Consider the following 17,508-nt stretch of genomic DNA (forward strand, 5'->3'; position numbering starts at 1 on the left):
ACAGTGATGTGCGACCATGAAGCACAAGCATCGGGCGCTCCTGAAGCGCCAGGCAAAAGGACGTATAGTCCCCCGCTCCAAACTGGAATGAGCCCGCCTTCAAACGAGGATAAGCCCGCTTTCAAACGAGGCGGACGTCAGCCCGCAGCCCGCGCATCGCTCCAGACGAGTTGCGCATGCATGTCCTGGACATGCGTCTGCTTGCCATACCGGTCGACGCAGTATTCATTGCAGACGATCACTTCGTCGAAGGTCGCACCGGCCGGGATGTGCGTGTATTCGAACAGCATGCTGCGAACGACTTTCGATCCCTTCTCCAGCACCGAGCTGTGCCCGATCCATGCCGGCCCGATGATCTCGCTTCCGGCCTCTATCCTGCAGCCCGAACCGATGTACACGGGACTTTCGATCTTGACCTCGCTCCATTCGACCCGTGTATTGAGCCCAACCCACACGCCCTCGCGGATCTGCCGTCCCGGCACCTCCATTCCGGCCACCGAACCTTTCATGACCTGCTGCAACACAGCCCAGTAGTCGGCGATCTTGCCGATATCGATCCAGTTGAAATGGCGCTTCTGGGCGAAGAACGGCAGCCCGCGCGCAACGAGCAACGGGAACAAGTCGCCGCCGATGTCGAAGTTCTCGCCCGGGGGAATCAGCTCGATCACCTCGGGCTCGAAAATGTAAATGCCTGTGCTCGCCCAGTTCGATCGCGCCTGGGCGCGCGGCGGCTTCTCCTGAAAGGCGATGATGCGGCCGTCCGGCTCGCTGACGACGACGCCGTAGTTGGAGACATCCTCCCAAGGCACTTCCTTAGTGATGATGCTGGCGATGGCGCCGCGAGCCCGATGCTCGTACATGGCGAGGTTGAGATCGAGGTCCACCAGCGCGTCCCCGCACAGGACGATCGTGGTCTCGTCGAAGAAACCGCCGAAGTCCTGGATCTTGCGCATGCCGCCCGCCGATCCGATCGGATGCGGCACCACTTTGCCGTTCACCATTCGGCCCTCGAACGAGTAGCCGATCTCGATTCCGTAGCGATGGCCGTCGCCGAAGTAATCCTCGATCTTCTCGTGCAGGTAGCTCGTATTGATCATGATCTGGCGCACGCCATAACGTGCGAGATGCTCGATCAGGTAGGAGAGAACCGGTTTGCCGAGGATCGGGATCATCGGCTTCGGCAGCTCGTAGGTCAGGGGTTGTACCCGGGTGCCTTTCCCCGCGGCGAGGATCATGGCTTTCATGGCTCTGTGCCCTCGTTTGTGTTGTCTGCAGGCCGGTGCGGCCAGTGGCAGCGACGCAGCAAGCTTACTCTGGTATCGGCTACGTTACCGTGACAAGTCTGGCAAAGCCGGCAGGTATCAGCGCTCGCCACATACACGCTGCTCCCAGCTCCACGCGTGACCAACAATGGTTTGCAGTGCGTCGTAGCGCGGCTTCCAACCCAGTTCCGAGCGCACCAAGCGTGAATCGGCGACGAGCTTTGCAGGATCGCCCACTCGCCGGGGCGCGTAGACGCGAGCAATTTGTATGCCTGTGACCCGTTCGGCGCAGTCGATGACTTCCTGCACGGAAAATCCGTTGCCGTTGCCCAGGTTGTAGGCGCTGCTCGATGCTCCGTCTCGCAACCGGTCGAGCGCGAGCAGATGCGCTTCGCATAAATCTACGACGTGGATGTAGTCGCGCACGCAGGTTCCATCGGGCGTGTCGTAGTCCCGTCCGAATACCTGGATGTCGGGGCGGCGACCGGAAGCGGACTGCAAAACCAACGGAATCAGGTGACTCTCCGGTTCGTGTCGCTCGCCGATCCGCCCCTCGGGATCGGCGCCGGCCGCGTTGAAGTAGCGCAGGCAAACCGAGCGCAGGCCGTAGGCCCGGTCGTAATCGGCCAGCGCCCGCTCGACGACATACTTCGAGAAGCCGTAGGGGTTGATCGGCCGCTGCGGGTGCTTCTCGTCGATCGGCACGTAGTCGGGCTCGCCAAAAATTGCCGCCGTCGAGGAAAAAATGAAGTTGCGCGCACCGTGGCGATGCATCGCATCGAGGAGGTTCAAGGTGTTCGCGACGTTGTTCCGATAGTATTTGGCCGGATCCCGGACCGATTCGCCGACCTGGATGAAGGAAGCGAAGTGCATCACGCCGTCGAACCGATGCGCCTCGAAGACTCGGTCCAGCGCCGACGAATCGGCCAGATCCGCTTCGACCAGGGGCGCGCCCAGCACCGCCTCCCGATAGCCCGTGGCGAGGTTGTCGAATACGATCGGTTCATGGCCGCGCTCAAGGAGCATCTGCACCATGTGCGAGCCGATGTATCCGGCGCCGCCGACAATCAACACCTTCAAGACCTGTCCTCCGCGCAAAACGCTGTGGCGAATAGTAGATCACTTCCACGGCAGGTAGCGGATCGCCTGCCTGATCCTGGATACGACGCCGTCCAGGTTGTAGAGAATTTCTTCCTCGGCGAAGGGCAGGAAGGCAACCCCGGACAAGCGAAGCCGGATGGTTCTTTCCTCATCGATGCAGGGACCCTGCCACGGCGTCGCGGCGCCGACGATATCCACGGCGAGGTGCAGCTCGCTGCAATAGAAGTCGACGACGTAGCGGTCGACCTGGCGTCGGCGCTCGAAGCGGTAACCGCGCAACCGCCGGCCCTTCAGCTCGCTCCACAGAAGAGCCTCTGCGGGGCTCGTCGGGATGCGGAAACGCCGAGTCAGTGCCGCGAGGCAGCCGACATGCGTGATCAGGTTCGTGCCCATTATGAGTCTCCATCGATCGGTTGTGCCGGCGATGGAGTCTAGGGGCGACGGTGGAACGAATCACTACGACAGAGGTGGTATGCAAGGCAAGCGGCCTTCACTTGACGGCGCAGGGATTCCCGTCCGCTCAGGCGGGCGCCGGTTGGCGGGATCCCGTACCGATCTTCGGCATACGCGAGAAGACCTATCGCAACATTTCGCCCAACCGCTTCCGGCTAGAACCGATCCACGCGATAGGGCCGGACATCGACGTTTGCAGTCCTCCCGGACACAAGATCGGCAATGAGACGCCCGGTCGGCGCACCCGACACGACGCCGAGATGCCCGTGCCCGAAGGCGTAATAGACATTGCGATACCTGGATGACGTACTGATGATCGGGAGATAGTCAGGCGTCGAGGGCCGTTGCCCCATCCACTCGGATACCGCCTCGCTTTGTAATCCGGGAAACATCCGCCTTGCGTGCTCGCGCAGAACCCGCGAGCGTCCCGGATTTGCGGGCCGGTCGAGCCCCGCGAATTCGGTAGTGCCTGCCACCCGCAACCCCATTTCCATCGGCGTCGCGAAAAACTTTCCGGCCGCGGAATTGATCGGCCGGGAGATGCTGATGCCGGGCGCTTCGAACTCAACGTGGTAACCGCGCTCCGCCTCGAGCAGCACACGCTCGCCGAGCTTTTTTGCCATCCGGCCCGAATGCACGCCGGCTGCAATCACCAGGGTCTCGACCGGCATCGTGCCGCTATCCGTGAGCAGGGCAGTCGGGCCATCGGACCCGATCTCGATGTCCTTGATTTCGCGCTGCTCGATGCGTCCGCCCTCACGCTCGAATTGGGCAGCGAGCGACTGCGAGAGACGAAGCGGGCTCGTCACGTAACCCTGATCGAGGACATAGACGCCGCGGGTATAGATCGGAGCGAGCGCCGGCTCGAGCTTCCGCAGCCCTGGCCCGTCGAGGATGTCGAACTCTACGCCCCGATCGCGCCGGATCTTCCAGCTCAACGCATCGGAATCGAAAGCCGCGTCCGATTCGTACACCACGAGGTAGCCGGGGCGCTGCACGATGTCCTCGACGCCGGCCGCCTTGACGAGCGGCGCATAGGCATCGAAGGTTTGCGCCAGCAGACGCCGAAGCGCATCGGCGTTTGCCTCGACATTTGCGGCGCGGGTCGCCTTGCGAAAATGCAGAAACCACGGAAGCATCGCCGGCAGATGCGCCATGCGCACGGCCACCGGCCCCATTGGGTCCATCAGCCAGCCGGGAAGCTTGGAAAGGACGCCGGGAAGCGCCATGGGCACGCATGAAGCCGGGCTCAGGATGCCGGCATTGCCGTAGGACGTTCCCCGCCCTGGCTCACCGCGATCGATCAGGGTTACTTGATGGCCATCGCGCTGCAGGTAGCTCGCGCAACAGATGCCGACGATACCGGCGCCGAGGACGGTGATCTTGCGGGGCATGGTGCAACACTCCGATTACGTGTGCACCGAATGGTATCAACTCGGGAGCAGCATTACTTCCGTCTTCCGATTCCGAAATATTCGAAGCCTGCTTCGGCCATCTGATCCGGATCGTACTGATTCCGGCCATCGAAGACGACGTGCTGGCGCATGATGCGACGCATGGCCCGCAGGTCGGGCTGACGGAAGGGCTTCCATTCGGTGACCAGCACGAGGCCATCGGCGCCTTCCAACGCATCGTACTGATGCTCGGCGAGCTCGAGCTGCCCCGACTCGAACCACTCGGACGGCAATACGCGAGCAGCCATTTCATGGGCCACCGGATCGTACGCCCGAACCTTGGCTCCCGCCTGGATGAGGCCTTCGAGCAAGGGAATCGCCGGCGCCTCGCGCATATCGTCGGTTCCCGGCTTGAATGCCAGGCCCCAGACCCCGAACACGAGCCCATCGAGCTTGCGCGAAAAGCGTTCGTGGATCTTCTCGAACAGCACGCGCTTTTGCGCGCTATTGCGGCGGTCCACCGATTGCAGAAGTTGCGGTTCTACTCCATTGTCGAGGGCCGTGCGGATGAGCGCTTTGACATCCTTGGGAAAGCAGGAGCCGCCGTATCCGCAGCCCGGGTAGATGAACTGGTAGCCGATGCGCCGATCCGAGCCGATGCCCACGCGCACGTTTTCGATGTCGACGCCGACCCGTTCGCAAATGGCCGCAAGTTCGTTCATGAACGAGATCCGCGTCGCCAGCATGGCGTTCGCCGCGTACTTGGTGAATTCGGCATCGCGCACCGTCATGGCGATCAGCCGTTCGTGGCTGCGGGTCACTGGAGCATAAAGCTCCTTCATCACCTGCAGCGCTCGGGCGCTTTCGGTACCCACGATGATCCGTTCCGGGCGCATGAAATCGCCGACGGCATCGCCCTCCTTGAGAAATTCCGGGTTGCTTACGACGTCGACCGCGATATCGAGCCCTCGTCGTGCCAAGGCCGTGCGGATTTTTGCTTCGACCTGCTCCGTCGTGCCGACCGGAACGGTCGACTTCGTCACCACCACGCATGGGCTCGAAACACATTCGCCAAGCTCTTCGGCCACGCCAAGGACTGCGCCGAGTTGGGCGGAACCATCCTCGTTCGGAGGCGTCCCCACGGCGATCATGTAGACGTCGTGATCCTCAATGGCCTCCTGTAGGCGGGTCACGAACTGCAGTCGGCGTTCCTTGACGTTTCGCTGCACCAGCGCTTCCAGGCCGGGCTCGTAGAGCGGAATATGCCCGGCTTCCAGCGCTTGGATCTTGGCCCGATCGCTATCCACGCAGGTGACGTTGTTGCCCACTTCTGCCAGGCATGCCCCGGTGACCAAGCCGACGTAGCCTGTTCCTATGACGGTGATGTTCACTTCAAATCCGCTCCAATGAGGTCCATGCGCTCGCGCGCGAGCACAACCTCATACCCCTTGAGTACTTCTGCAATGCACCTCCCCGCATCGAGCATCTTTCCTGGCTATAGCGAGGTTATGTGCGGGCGAAAACCTCGCAGATTCGCTCGGCCGCCTTGCCGTCCCAAAAGCGCGGTCGTCTCCCTTGCTTCGACCGTCCAGCCATCACATCCTCGACTACGCGGCGCAGGCTGTCGAAATCATGCCCCACGATCAGGTTCGTCCCCTCCTCCACAGTGACCGGTCGTTCGGTATTTTCGCGCACCGTCACACAGGGCACACCGAGCCCTGTCGTCTCTTCCTGCAAACCTCCGCTGTCGGTGATGACGACCACGGAATCCTTCCAAAGGTTGAGGAAATCCATGTAGCCCAGTGGCGGCAGTAGATGCAAGCTTGCGGGAACGCCGATTCCCAGCGCGTCGATGCGCTGCCGAGTACGCGGGTGCACCGGAAAAATGAGCGGCAGGGAGCGCGAAATGTCGGCCAGCGTATCCATCAGACGTCGCAACGTCTGCGGCTCATCCACGTTCGAAGGACGATGCAGCGTAACGACACCATACCGGGTCAGTCGATTTTTCAAGGGAGCAAACGGCAGATCCTTGGCACCACCCGCCGCGAGGCGCTCTGATTGATAAAGCAAGTTGTCGATCATCACATGACCGACGTAGTGGATCTTGTCTGGCGAGTGCCCTTCCCTGAGCAGGTTCTTCTCGCCAGCCGGCTCGGTCACGAAAAAAAGATCGGAGATCGAATCGGTCACGATGCGGTTGATCTCCTCGGGCATCTTCCGGTCGCCACTGCGAAGCCCCGCTTCGACGTGCGCCACCTGCATGTGCAGTTTTTTTGCGACCAGCGAACAGGCAACCGTTGAATTGACATCGCCGACCACGACCACCCATTGAGGCTCGAGACCTAACGCAACTTCCTCAAAGGCCATCATGATGCGGGCGGTCTGCTGCGCATGGCTCCCACCCCCGCAATTGAGGAATTTATCCGGTTTCCGGATTCCCAGATCCGAGAAGAAGACATCGCTCATCTCCGGGTCGTAGTGTTGCCCCGTATGGATGAGGATCGCTTCCGTGCTGGATTCGTACGCTTCCAGCGCGCGCATGATGGGCGCGATCTTCATGAAGTTCGGCCGGGCTCCGGCTATCAGGGCGATTCGTTTCTTCATCTGGATCCTCGAATGACGCGATGCCCGTTCACGCTTTGCGTCTCGTGACGCATTTCATTTCCAGGCAAGCACGAAAAATGCCGTCTGCCTAGCTTTGCGTTCCAAACCGCACTTCGGCCAGCTGTCGCGTACCGAAGCGCGTTGCGCGATTCTAGTACCTTTGCACTTTGAAATCCGCGATCGAGGGCAAGGCATACCGACAGCCCAGAAACGAGGTGTGACTGATGTCGCAGATGTGCGACGGATCGAACGGCTTCAGCCGACTTGTGCACGAAAAAAAAGCAGTTTACTCTCGATCCTCCCACTCAAGGCGCCTACGCGCGTTGACGATGATAGCCGTCGGTGGCGCCAGTATCACACAGTTCTTCAACTCGTCGGTCCGCCCTCACCTCTACGAGGGCCTGGCAGGGCCGCGCATGGGGCTCGTTCTCGCGTTCCAGTGACCATAGGAGGTCGTAAGTGCAGTTCAACTGCTTTGCAAGTTTTTGCCGCGCTGCGTTTTGGACGGTATGTTTAATGGTACTTGCAGTCCCCGTGCACGCTGCCGTGTCATCGGGTGTTTCGTTCTTGAGCGACTTCGAAGTGGATGCGCAGCGTGGAAGATGGGCCTACATAGAAGTTATGGCTCTCAATCGACTCATCGCATCCGGGGCCATGACCAACCATCGTAAAGCAGTAGCAGTCGTAGATGTTCGGCCCGGCGACAATCCCATGTCATGTTGCATTGGGACCGAGCGCGCCGAAGTAGCACACATGAGGGCCGCCGCGGGGGGCGTATTGTACGAATCGGCCGAAAGCGGGACTCAGTATTTTGCGCTAAGCTACAAATTCCCCACCGACTTCAAGACAATCGCGCTCAATACTCCGAAGGCGTTCCAGATACTTTTGCAATTGCATGGCCCCGACTCGTTGGGTAGTTCCCCTGCCCTTGCGTTGGACATAAAGGGTGGTCGCTTCGCTCTGCGGACCAACGGAGGGGATCTAGCCCAGGGCAATCACTTTGTCGAAAGGACCTTCTTCGACAGCTCTCTCAACCCTGGCTACTGGACGGACTTAGTCATGCGCATAAAGTTCGCCGCCGATGATACTGGCAGCGTTACAATCTGGAGGCGGAACGAATCGGAAACCCGATTCCGCGAGGTTCTGCATCTCGATGGTATTGCGACGCTTCAATACCACAGCATCCGAAAGATCGAGCCGACAAGGCATTACTGGAAACAGGGCTTGTACCGATCTTCCGCCGCCTTTCGGAACATTCTCTGGATGGGGCCGATCGCTCGCGCAAACTCGTTTGCCGCAGCGGAGCGAGCTGCCTTCAATACAAAGAGCGGGATGCCCAGGTAGGATGACGATCAAGACACGACATCTGATACCGGTTTGCCCGGGAACCTACACTGGTTGCCGGCGCGTTCTCCGCGATTTCCAAGCGATCGTCCCGACCAGAGCCAGGCCTGCAATCCAGAGCGCATGAATTTGTGGCTCTGGAATGGTCGGCACCTGGCTGAAGGCAATACTGTCCACGCCCAAGTCGCCGAAGTCGTGAATATTTATTCGCAAGCCGGTCGATGACCGTAGTGGACCGGTCGGATAGATCTGCACGACTCCCGGCAGGGCTGTGAACGTGCCGGTATCGAAGAGGGTCGCGCCGGCGGTGTCTGCTACAAAGATGCGACTGTCGGGAAAGCTCTCGTCCAACCATGCGGCCACCTGAAAGCTGTTCAAAACCACATCAAATCCCGCATCAGGTGTGAGCTGAATGTACCCCTGGGTATCGAACTCTATGCTGCTCAGCGCGTTGGTCAGCGTGGCATAATCGCTCACCCAGTTGGTGAAAGGAATACTGTTGCTGACCGGAATGTAGTCCACTTCGATGTTCGGGGTCATTCCTCCCCCGCTACCATATGAGGTACCGAAGTCGATCACCCGATCGCCATAACTCTGAGGAACGATCTCGTTGTCCGAGAAGCCATCGAAAGTCAATACCGTAGACTGAGCGTTCAGCGTGAACGACATCATCGCGAGGGGCAAAAGACGGCTGATGGCTCGCATGGTAGTGAATCCTCCATTGGTTCGAGCTGCAAGCAGCGAATGTCGATAAGGGCGTTCGAGGACAGCAAATTTCGAACCCGTGTAGAGCCCAGAACCGCGATCAAGGCTCGGGCCAGCTACTCGTGCCGTGACCACTCGCTCCGTCCAACTGCCCTCTCCGCGCCGGCCCGATTGGTGCGCAATCCGGAGATGGCGGCCACCTGATCCGGCGATGGCGAACAGTGACGGAGCACAGCGACGCAAGTGGGTGGATTATCGCCCAGACTGTCCGTCATGGCCGGCGGCGGAGCGATCCAAGGGCACGCTGCTCGTCGATGGCTACGCCGGCTACGGAGAAGTACTCAAGCGCCTCGAAACGACCGAAGGCGGCTGCTGGGCGCACGTGCCGTATTCGAATTACATCGACAGATGGCACAAGCTACGCTCCTTTCGAAGTAGACTGGTGTTCTTCCGGCCCAGTGCAGGCAAATGCCCCCTGTACGAAGTTGAGGTAAGTCCAATCCTAGTGGATTCTCCATCGGGCGATCGATTAAACTGTTCGATGAGTAGGCGACCGCCGCTCGAACAACATGTTCGACAGCTACCACTAAGCTGGTTCCGATTCCGGATCGCTCGCGCTGGTGCCCGGTAGTCGTAGAATTCGGTTCTAGGGGCCTGACGCCCGGACATAAAGGACGATGAAGCAAGAGTCGCTCGCCATTATCGACCAGATCGTAAGCCTTCCGAACGACTGGCATCAGGCAGGCTCGGTGAACCGAGATGTCCTCCTCGCAATCGTACGGTACAGCGAAGAGTGTGGTGGGTTTCGGCGAACCGCCGAAACCGGCGTCGGTCGGACGACCCTGCTTTTCTCTCATCTCTCCGACGATCATGTTGTGTTTGCGCTGGATGGCGAGAAGAGCCTGAGCCAAACCAAGTGCTCGTCGCTACTTCGTGCGGAGCGGGTGAGGTTCGTCGAAGGGCCTAGCCAGCGGACACTTCCACAGCATCTGTTCGAGCAAGGCTTGCAGGCAGTTCTGATCGACGGGCCGCATGGCTACCCATTCCCTGATATCGAGTACTACTACTTCTATCCGCATCTCGCGGCAGGCGGCATCTTGATCATCGACGACATTGATATTCCGTCTATCGGCAGAATGCTCGATATCCTGCGCGCCGATTCGATGTTCGAGTTCCGAGAGGTCGTCGGGAAGACGGCGTTCCTCACCAGAACGCATGAGCCCGCGATCGACCCATGCGGTGACAGCTGGTGGCTGCAGGGCTACAACCGGGGATACTACGAAGATATCACCCGGTCACCCAATCAAGAGCTTTCGGGCCGATTCCTGCGACGGCTATCCCGATTCACACCTCAGACCATTAAGAATTCCTTGTCACGCACCCTGAAGAGAAGGCTTCGCAGGTTCATGTGACGACGTGAATAGGCGGCAAGTTCACCGCTTCGAGTGCTGCTCGACGGTTGATCAACCACTCGGGCGGCGGGACTAAGCGGTCTGGACCTGAAGTCCGTTGGGCGCTTGATAGCAAAGCGCCAAGTGCATGCGCCTGAAATTTTTCTCGGCCCTCGATTGGGAGAGGGACGGTAGGGCAGATTTTCCCTCCTGGGCCACCGGCTCCTGACGACGGTGTCGACGCTTCTGTCGTAACCTTCCGGTGACGGACCTGGAGTGGTCTGTGACGATCATTTCCGTAATATTATGAGGCGTGGACTCGACCTCAGTCTGACTACAGAAGAATGCCGATGAGTTTCGGATCTTGTTACGCTCACAGCGACGTCCGATGTGAAGCGGTCATGACTCGCGGAGTTCTATTGACGATTCATCCGGCCGACGATAGGTTAATTCTAGAAGTTGAATCTCACCCAGTGCGGACCATGTCGCATGTCGGTTGCACTTGTGCATCCCCGACCCTGCACCGTTCAATCCAGTCGGAGGCTACGTAAGTGGGTTTGATTCGGAAGGCTAAAAACGCTTTGAAAAGAACCTTTCCGTTCCCAGCGGCGGTGCGCGAACTCTACTACAGATCGAATGCCGGTCAGAGTCCGATCTATCTGGACTATTCAGTAAATGTCCAGCCACGCTATGGTTGGGGCAAACCGCCGCATCAGCGGCTCCATTATCTGATCGCGAAACACAAGGATAGCTATCTTCGAATCATCGAGCGGCTGAGGCCCTATGAAGCGAAACTCGCCGCCATTCCAGTCGATGCCCCTGCCGATCCCAGCGCTCCCTTTTGGATGAACAGATTTGTGATGGGCTTGGACGCCGCCGCGCTCTATGCTTTTCCGGCATTGTTCAACTCTAGGTTGTACGTCGAAGTCGGCTCCGGGAACTCAACGAAGTTCGCACGTCGATCGATCATCGATAACAATCTCGAGACGAGAATCGTGTCTGTCGATCCAGAGCCCCGTGCCGAGATCGACGCGTTGTGCCATGAGGTAGTCCGTAGGCCCGTTGAAACAGTTGATCCGGAAATCTTCGACCGGCTGCAGCCCGGCGACATTTTGATGATCGACAATTCCCACCGGTGCTTCCAAAACAGCGACGTCACGATAACCTTCCTCGAGATTCTGCCGCGCTTGAAGCCTGGCGTTCTCATCTATATCGACGACATTTATCTCCCGCACGACTACCCCGCGGATTGGGCGCAGCGCTATTACTCTGAGCAGTATCTTCTGGCCGCTACGCTTCTGGCCGATAAGGGTGAGCGATACGAAGTTGTGTTTCCCGGGTTTTTTGTATCCGGGATCGATACCGACCTCATGCAAGCGGCCGCGGATTTCTGGCAGCGATGTGGATTTCCGCAATTCGCGACGACCCGAGCGAACGGATTCTGGATGCGGGTGGTTTCGTGAAGTACGCATAGGGTCAGTCGCCCGCGAGGTTGGTGCGTACACCAACCGCGGGCGCTTCTTCCAGGCGGATAGGTTGAAAAGAGCCGGGACGCTACCAGGCGTGCTTTGTAGGTGCAGTAGCTGTGCCGCCCACTAGTAGGATGCTGTGATGATTATCATAGCCGGGGTAAAGGCGATGGACCAGGGAAGGAGTGAGTGCGTTATGCTCTGACCCGCGGTACGAAGTGCAAATCAACTCGAAGTCGCGGGTCATGCCGGAGCGCGGTGTAGCGCGCCAAGGGTTGCTTGCCCGCGTCGCGTCTGGTTCCGCCGCACGCCGGACACGTTGGTGCCGCGATTGCCAGGGACAGCAGCGTCGTTACATGGATCGATTCAAAAAGCAGCGAGTGCGTTTGGCTTTCGGCGGCCTCCTCTGGACCGCGGCGGTCGGGTTGGCAATCCTTCTCGGTGGTCCTACGGCCGATTCGGCGAAGGCATACCACGACAAGAGAATGCGCATCGCAGCGGGAGAGCGCGTCGTGGTCACTTGCGTCGCGTGCCACCGGTTTACGAGTTCTGTGCACATGGTGGGGCCGCATCTCGTGCGCGTATTGGGCCGGCGGGCCGGCTCCGTCGCTGGATACGAGTACTCCGCTGCCATGCGCAACAGCGGCATCGTCTGGGATGAAGAATCCTTGACAAGATTTCTTCGCGGCCCCGAGAGAATGGTGTCGGGAACGAAGATGCCTTTGTCTGGCATGAGCGACAGCGACATCGCCGCGTTGATCCAGTACATGAAGGAACTGTGATGCACCGCTCCTCGTTGCCTCACTCGAGCTGCCGCAGGCAGCTCATGTGTGCCGCGATGCTCGCGCCGTGCGTGGACTCCAGCGCGGCCCTTACATTCACAAGTACTTTCTCCAGCCCCGCAGCGTATCTGGACGATGTCTGCAGGGCCGTGGGCTTGTCGGTCGGCAGGGGACTGAAGCTTAAGATGGCGGTCTCTATCCCAGTGCAGGAAAGAGGGCCGATCCTGGTGCAGGTGCAAGAAAGATTGCAACGCCTGATCGGACCGGTGCTGTCCAGCGCAAGGCAGGCGCTTGCCGCCTGCATCGACGACGATCTCGCCGCCGGCCGGGTGAAGAGAATCCGAGGGTTGGAATTTTCGCACACCGAGGTGGCACTGTTCCTCTCGGCGTGCACCCGCGATACATGACCCAGTTCGTAGACGCTTTGAGTACCGAGTTCGATTCGGCTCCAACCGTAGATGTTTGTGTGATCGGAGCCGGTGCGGCAGGCATCACCCTGTGCACCAACCTGGCCGACAGCAAACTACGCGTGGTGCTGCTGGAAAGCGGAGGCCGCGACATCGACGGCGCGACCCAGAATCTTTATCAAGCCACGCAGACCGGCATTCCGTACTACGACATGACGTCATGTCGGCTGCGTTTCTTCGGGGGTACGACCAACCATTGGAGCGGCTACTGCCGGGAAAACGATCCAATCGACTACGATGGCTGGCCTGAGCTCGGCGTACCCGCCTGGCCCATCGGGTACAAAGACATTGCGCCCTATGTGGCCGCTGCTGCCGCTCAGATCGGGCTGCAAACCGACGGCTTCCGCCCGGAAGTGCAGGCGCTACGCAATGGCTACTTGCCATCGGACCTGCTGGAGTCGAGATCCGGCGATTTCCACAGCAAGGTATTCCAGATCACCCGGCGTCGGCGCTTCCAGGAACTCTACTCTCAGGCGTTGGGGCAGCAGTCGAATCTCGACGTAATCCTCCACGCAAACGTCGTTCATCTCGATGTCAGCCCGAACGGGAACCGCCTGGACAGCGTCACGGTTCGAGCCTTCGGGCGAAGGCCGTTCAAGGTACACGCAAGGCGCTTTGTCCTGGCCGCCCACGCTGTAGAGAACGCCCGCTTGATGCTGCATTCGGACGACGTGATCGTTGGCGGAATCGGAAACGAATCCGGCCAGCTCGGGCGCAACTTCATGGAGCATCCCTACGCCGAGTCGGGCTTGTTCTTTCCGAGCGACGCTTTCCCGCAGCTTTATGACGCCGATACTCTGCGCAAGATTAATCTCAATATGAATTTGAGCCTTTCGGCCCAGGCGATGCGCCGCGAAAGGATGCTCCAGTACTATTGCCGCTTTCTCCCCCTGTATGGTTTCGAGGAGTCCGCCAAGGCGCTCGAAAGGCTTTATTCCCGGTTCTGGGAGCCGGCAGACTTGCGGACCATCGCCGCCGTACGAATGCTTACGACATCGCCCGGGCAGGGCGCCCGGTCCTTTGGCGCCCGGCTAGGCGTGGTGCGCCCGAAGCCGATCGCCTATATGCTCGATCATCGCATTGAGCAAAGCCCGAACCCGGCTTCGCGGATCACCCTGAGCACCGAGCGCGATGCACTCGGCGTACGCAAGGTCGTGCTGAACTGGGCGCTGTCCGAGTTGGACTATCGCACCTTCGCCAAAGGCCAGGAAGTTGTGGTGCGTGAGCTGAGTCGGCTCGGCGCCGGTCGGTTCGAGCTCGATCCCTTGACGCCGGAAGCGATCCGGGCGCATGTGCGGGGACACTACCACCACATAGGCACGACGAGAATGGCCACCACGGGACGAAACGGCGTGGTCGACCCTAACGGGAAGGTACACGGGATGGCGAATCTTTACGTGGCAGGAAGCTCCATTTTCCCGACTTCCGGCTACTCTGGTCCAACGATGATGATCATCGCCTTCGCCATTCGCCTGGCCGAACATCTGAAGCAACTGGGAACCGCCGCGTAGCGAATGAAGAAACTGCTCGTCATTGTCTTGCTTCCCCCGGTTGCGTTCGTATTGCCTTGGTTCATCCCCGCAGTGAACCGGCAATGGGTGCGTGCGGCCGCGCTGTTGCTGCTTTGGCTATTGGGATATGGGGTCATGCTCAGCCTCTGGTCCGGCGTCGGCATGCTCTTGGTCGCGGCGCTTGGCTTGTGGGCGGTGTTCACGACGACGGTGGAGATCCGCGTTAAACGCGGGCAGGGCGAGGCAGAGCGGTAGGCGTATTCCACGCAAATCGATCACTGATTCCGCGGTGCTGTTGATCAGTCGCTTCACGGCAAAGCGATCAGCGCCTCCACGCTAATTCGATCAGGTGACTCAGGGCGCCCGGCGACGCGGGAGGGTGGACGTTATTTGTCTTGGTTGGCTGGCGTCAACTTGGGATAGTCGCGCATGGACCTCCATTCATGGCGAGCTTGTAGGCGTTGTGCACGAGCCGGTCGAGGATGGCATCGGCAAGAGTAGGCTCACCGATGGCGGTGTGCTACTGCTCCAGGGGAATTTGGCTGGTGACGATCGTGGAGCGACGCTGGTAGCGATCGTCGATGATTTCGAGCAGGTCGCGCCGAGGGGCGTCGGTCATGGGCGCCATGGCCAGGTCGTCGCGGATGAGCACGTCCAATAGCCCTCACGAGCGGCCTTATGGGCCAGCGCGCAGGCGAGCCAGGTCTTGCCGATTCCGGTCGGCCCACTGATGAGGCAGTTCATGTGCTCGGCGATCCATTGGCAAATGACGAGCAGCAAGATCAGCGCTTTGTCGAGTCCGCGCGCAGCGCGGGTGTCGAGGTCTTCGATGGCGGCGGCCTCGCGCAGTTTGGCGGATCGCAGTCGCAGTGCCAGGCGCCGGCTGTCGCGTTCGGTGAGCTCGCAGTCGGCGAGCAGCCCCAAGGCGTTCCTCGAAGCTCAAGGCGGCGGCCTCGGGCAGCGCACGTTGCTGGGCGAGCTCGCGGGCCATGGCGGCGAGCTTGAGTTGTTGCAGCTTCTCGATGGTGGGATGGCGTAGCACGGTTGGTTCTCCTGTCAGGGGTCAGGAGTAGGACTCGGGGCCGCGGATGTTGTCGTGGAGCAGCGGCATCTGCCTCGACGTTGCCTGCTCGGCGAGCGGGGCGCAGTCGAGGTTGTTCAAGAGCATCGACTCGATGCTCTTGAAGCTGGTCATACGAAGTTTATGGGCGCGTTCACAGGCCGCGCGCACCTTGCCCGTGTCGCGGTCGATGACCGGCACCGTTTGCCCGGCGTAGTCCACGAACAGCTTCTCGCCGGCTCGGGTGCTCCTGGCGCATGACCAGATCGAGCCGCCCCACCCACGCCCGGTAGTGCTCGCAGAACCAGCTGTAGGCGAAGCCCTGTGGGTGGTTGGCCCGATACTCCTGCCACAGCAACATGAGTATCACGCCGGGCCGACGCATCTCCCGGTGCAGATACGCCCAATCGGGCTCGGCGCGCTGTGCGGCCGACACCGCGGTCGGGGGCGGAAACAGCCTCGCCTCGAGCTGCGCCTCCCCGAGGCTCTGCGGCAGCGGCCAGCCCAGTCTCACCTCGGCAAAGCGGCGCAGGTACTCCTCCACCGTGCTCGAGGCCGCGCCGACGCTTCGGGCGATCTCGCGGTGCGAGCGCTTGAGCTCGAACAGCAGTCGTTGTCGCGCGTCAATCAAGATGAGAACAGCGCGTCAATCAGGATGAGAAGTTTCTTGTGAACGACAGCGGGCGACGGGCGTAGCCCGGAACCGCTGTCGCTCCTAGTCGCCGAGGAGGCACTCCCTTCCGGGGAAGTCTTATCGGTGGTCGCGGTAGATCGGGTATGAGGCAGGCCTTCCGTGCCTAGGGAGGCCCGCCGTGCCCGGACGACACCTCAACGACCACCAGATGAGGCTTTACATGAAGCTGAGACTCACCGAAGGGCTATCCACGGCGGCCGTCCGCGCCGGCTTCAGCGTCGCCACGGCGTACCGCATCGAGCACGATCCTCGCCTGCCATCGCAGAAGCAGACCGCGCGCGGGCGGCGACGCCCCGATCCCCTGGCCGAGATCTTCGACGCCGAGGTCGTTCCGCTGCTTCAAGGTGCACCGGGCATACGGCCCGTGGCGGTGCTCGAGGAGATGCTGCGCCGCCATCCGGGGATGGCGCGCGGCGTGCGCCGGACGTTGGAGCGACGCATCCGCGCCTGGCGCGCCGTTTACGGCGAGGAGCGCGACGTCGTCTTCCGCCAAGTGCACGGACCTGGCCGCTTGGGGCTGTCCGACTTCACCGAGATGGACAGTCTCGGCGTCACCGTGGCCGGCGTCGCACTGGACCACCGTCTGTACCACTTCCGCCTGGCCTGCTCGGGTTTCGAGCATGCGCACGTCATTCTCGGCGGCACGCAACGCCAAGCGCATCGAAGCCGAGCGGTCCTTCCTGCAGCCGCTGCCGGCTGAGCGCACCGGCGACTACGAGGAGACGCGCGTGTATGTGACCTCCGCGGGCGGCTTCACCTTGCGCAAGGTCTTCTACACCGTACCGTCGCGGCTGATCGGCCACCGGCTGCGGGTGCGGCTCTACGACGACCGCCTGGAGCTGTTCCTCGGTGCCACGGCGCTGATGACGCGCCCGCGCGGGCGTCCCGGCGTCAACGGCAAGCACGGCCATGTCATCGACTACCGCCATGTGATCCATGCCCTGCGCCGCAAGCCCATGGCGCTACTGAACCTGGTCTACCGTGACCAGCTCTTCCCGCGGCAGGCCTATCGGTTGACCTTCGATCGGCTGTGCGAGGCGCTTCCCCCGCGCACGGCCTGCAAGACCATGGTGGAGCTGCTGAGCCTGGCGCACGAACGCACCTGCGAGGCGCAGTTGGCCGAGGCGCTCAGCCAGTGCCTGGACCAGGGGCAGTTGCCCGATCTGAACGCCCTGCGCGCACGCTTCGCCCCAGACCCGGCGAGCCTGCCGCAAGTGCACGTGGAACTGGCGTCGTTGCGCGACTACGAGGCTCTGATCGACCAGGACATG

General features: G+C 60.8%; 16 protein-coding genes and 2 pseudogenes. 8 read left to right on the top strand and 10 right to left on the bottom strand.

The window, feature by feature from the left end; translation table 11 throughout:
- Positions 1-137: 137 nt before the first annotated feature.
- The 6 genes from GEV05_25455 to GEV05_25480 all read right to left on the bottom strand — a co-directional run bounded on the left by GEV05_25455 (position 138) and on the right by GEV05_25480 (position 6,814).
- Positions 138-1,244 (bottom strand): NTP transferase domain-containing protein, encoded by a 1,107-nt coding sequence (locus tag GEV05_25455; GenBank protein ID MPZ46670.1) that lies wholly within the window; start codon positions 1,242-1,244, stop codon positions 138-140.
- Between the two features lie 117 nt (positions 1,245-1,361).
- Positions 1,362-2,342, bottom strand: a complete 981-nt coding sequence (gene galE / locus GEV05_25460; protein MPZ46671.1) for a UDP-glucose 4-epimerase GalE — start codon at positions 2,340-2,342, stop codon at positions 1,362-1,364.
- A 39-nt stretch (positions 2,343-2,381) separates the two neighbouring features.
- A complete protein-coding gene (locus GEV05_25465) occupies positions 2,382-2,756 on the bottom strand; it encodes a DUF559 domain-containing protein (protein MPZ46672.1) in 375 nt (124 codons plus the stop codon).
- 215 nt (positions 2,757-2,971) lie between these two features.
- Complete coding sequence (locus GEV05_25470) at positions 2,972-4,210, bottom strand: FAD-dependent oxidoreductase (GenBank protein MPZ46673.1); 1,239 nt, start codon at positions 4,208-4,210, stop codon at positions 2,972-2,974.
- A 53-nt stretch (positions 4,211-4,263) separates the two neighbouring features.
- The gene (locus tag GEV05_25475; GenBank protein ID MPZ46674.1) at positions 4,264-5,601 is read right to left on the bottom strand and encodes a nucleotide sugar dehydrogenase; all 1,338 of its coding nucleotides are present in this window, start codon (positions 5,599-5,601) and stop codon (positions 4,264-4,266) included.
- Positions 5,602-5,716: 115 nt separating this feature from the next.
- Complete coding sequence (locus tag GEV05_25480; protein MPZ46675.1) at positions 5,717-6,814, bottom strand: UDP-N-acetylglucosamine 2-epimerase (non-hydrolyzing); 1,098 nt, start codon at positions 6,812-6,814, stop codon at positions 5,717-5,719.
- A gap of 459 nt (positions 6,815-7,273) precedes the next feature.
- Between GEV05_25480 and GEV05_25485 the strand changes: the two genes are divergently transcribed.
- Positions 7,274-8,158, top strand: a complete 885-nt coding sequence (locus GEV05_25485) for a hypothetical protein (GenBank protein MPZ46676.1) — start codon at positions 7,274-7,276, stop codon at positions 8,156-8,158.
- A gap of 45 nt (positions 8,159-8,203) precedes the next feature.
- Here GEV05_25485 and GEV05_25490 read toward each other — a convergent pair whose 3' ends face one another.
- On the bottom strand, positions 8,204-8,863 hold the full coding sequence (locus GEV05_25490; protein MPZ46677.1) for a hypothetical protein: 660 nt from the start codon (positions 8,861-8,863) through the stop codon (positions 8,204-8,206).
- Between the two features lie 677 nt (positions 8,864-9,540).
- On the opposite strand from GEV05_25490, the gene GEV05_25495 reads away from it, so the two are divergent.
- The 6 genes from GEV05_25495 to GEV05_25520 all read left to right on the top strand — a co-directional run bounded on the left by GEV05_25495 (position 9,541) and on the right by GEV05_25520 (position 14,738).
- The gene (locus tag GEV05_25495) at positions 9,541-10,275 is read left to right on the top strand and encodes a class I SAM-dependent methyltransferase (protein ID MPZ46678.1); all 735 of its coding nucleotides are present in this window, start codon (positions 9,541-9,543) and stop codon (positions 10,273-10,275) included.
- 530 nt (positions 10,276-10,805) lie between these two features.
- Positions 10,806-11,717, top strand: a complete 912-nt coding sequence (locus GEV05_25500) for a class I SAM-dependent methyltransferase (protein ID MPZ46679.1) — start codon at positions 10,806-10,808, stop codon at positions 11,715-11,717.
- Between the two features lie 251 nt (positions 11,718-11,968).
- Positions 11,969-12,505 (top strand): c-type cytochrome, encoded by a 537-nt coding sequence (locus GEV05_25505; protein MPZ46680.1) that lies wholly within the window; start codon positions 11,969-11,971, stop codon positions 12,503-12,505.
- 149 nt (positions 12,506-12,654) lie between these two features.
- Complete coding sequence (locus tag GEV05_25510) at positions 12,655-12,912, top strand: hypothetical protein (GenBank protein ID MPZ46681.1); 258 nt, start codon at positions 12,655-12,657, stop codon at positions 12,910-12,912.
- Positions 12,909-14,483, top strand: coding sequence for an FAD-dependent oxidoreductase (locus GEV05_25515; GenBank protein ID MPZ46682.1), 1,575 nt, complete (start codon positions 12,909-12,911; stop codon positions 14,481-14,483). The genes GEV05_25510 and GEV05_25515 overlap by 4 nt, the downstream gene beginning before the upstream one ends.
- 3 nt (positions 14,484-14,486) lie before the next feature.
- The gene (locus tag GEV05_25520; GenBank protein MPZ46683.1) at positions 14,487-14,738 is read left to right on the top strand and encodes a hypothetical protein; all 252 of its coding nucleotides are present in this window, start codon (positions 14,487-14,489) and stop codon (positions 14,736-14,738) included.
- A 154-nt stretch (positions 14,739-14,892) separates the two neighbouring features.
- On the opposite strand, the pseudogene GEV05_25525 reads toward GEV05_25520, so the two are convergent.
- From GEV05_25525 to GEV05_25535, 3 genes and pseudogenes are all read right to left on the bottom strand, one after another.
- Positions 14,893-15,525, bottom strand: a pseudogene (locus GEV05_25525) (AAA family ATPase).
- Positions 15,526-15,546: 21 nt separating this feature from the next.
- Positions 15,547-15,765: a hypothetical protein gene (locus GEV05_25530; protein MPZ46684.1), complete on the bottom strand. Its 219-nt coding sequence runs from the start codon at positions 15,763-15,765 to the stop codon at positions 15,547-15,549.
- Positions 15,698-16,174, bottom strand: a complete 477-nt coding sequence (locus tag GEV05_25535) for a hypothetical protein (protein ID MPZ46685.1) — start codon at positions 16,172-16,174, stop codon at positions 15,698-15,700. Before GEV05_25535 ends, GEV05_25530 begins: the two co-directional genes overlap by 68 nt.
- 181 nt (positions 16,175-16,355) lie before the next feature.
- Here GEV05_25535 and GEV05_25540 point away from each other — a divergent pair.
- Positions 16,356-17,508: pseudogene (locus tag GEV05_25540) on the top strand (IS21 family transposase).

Source organism: Betaproteobacteria bacterium (assembly GCA_009377585.1).
Classification (GTDB): domain Bacteria; phylum Pseudomonadota; class Gammaproteobacteria; order Burkholderiales; family WYBJ01; genus WYBJ01.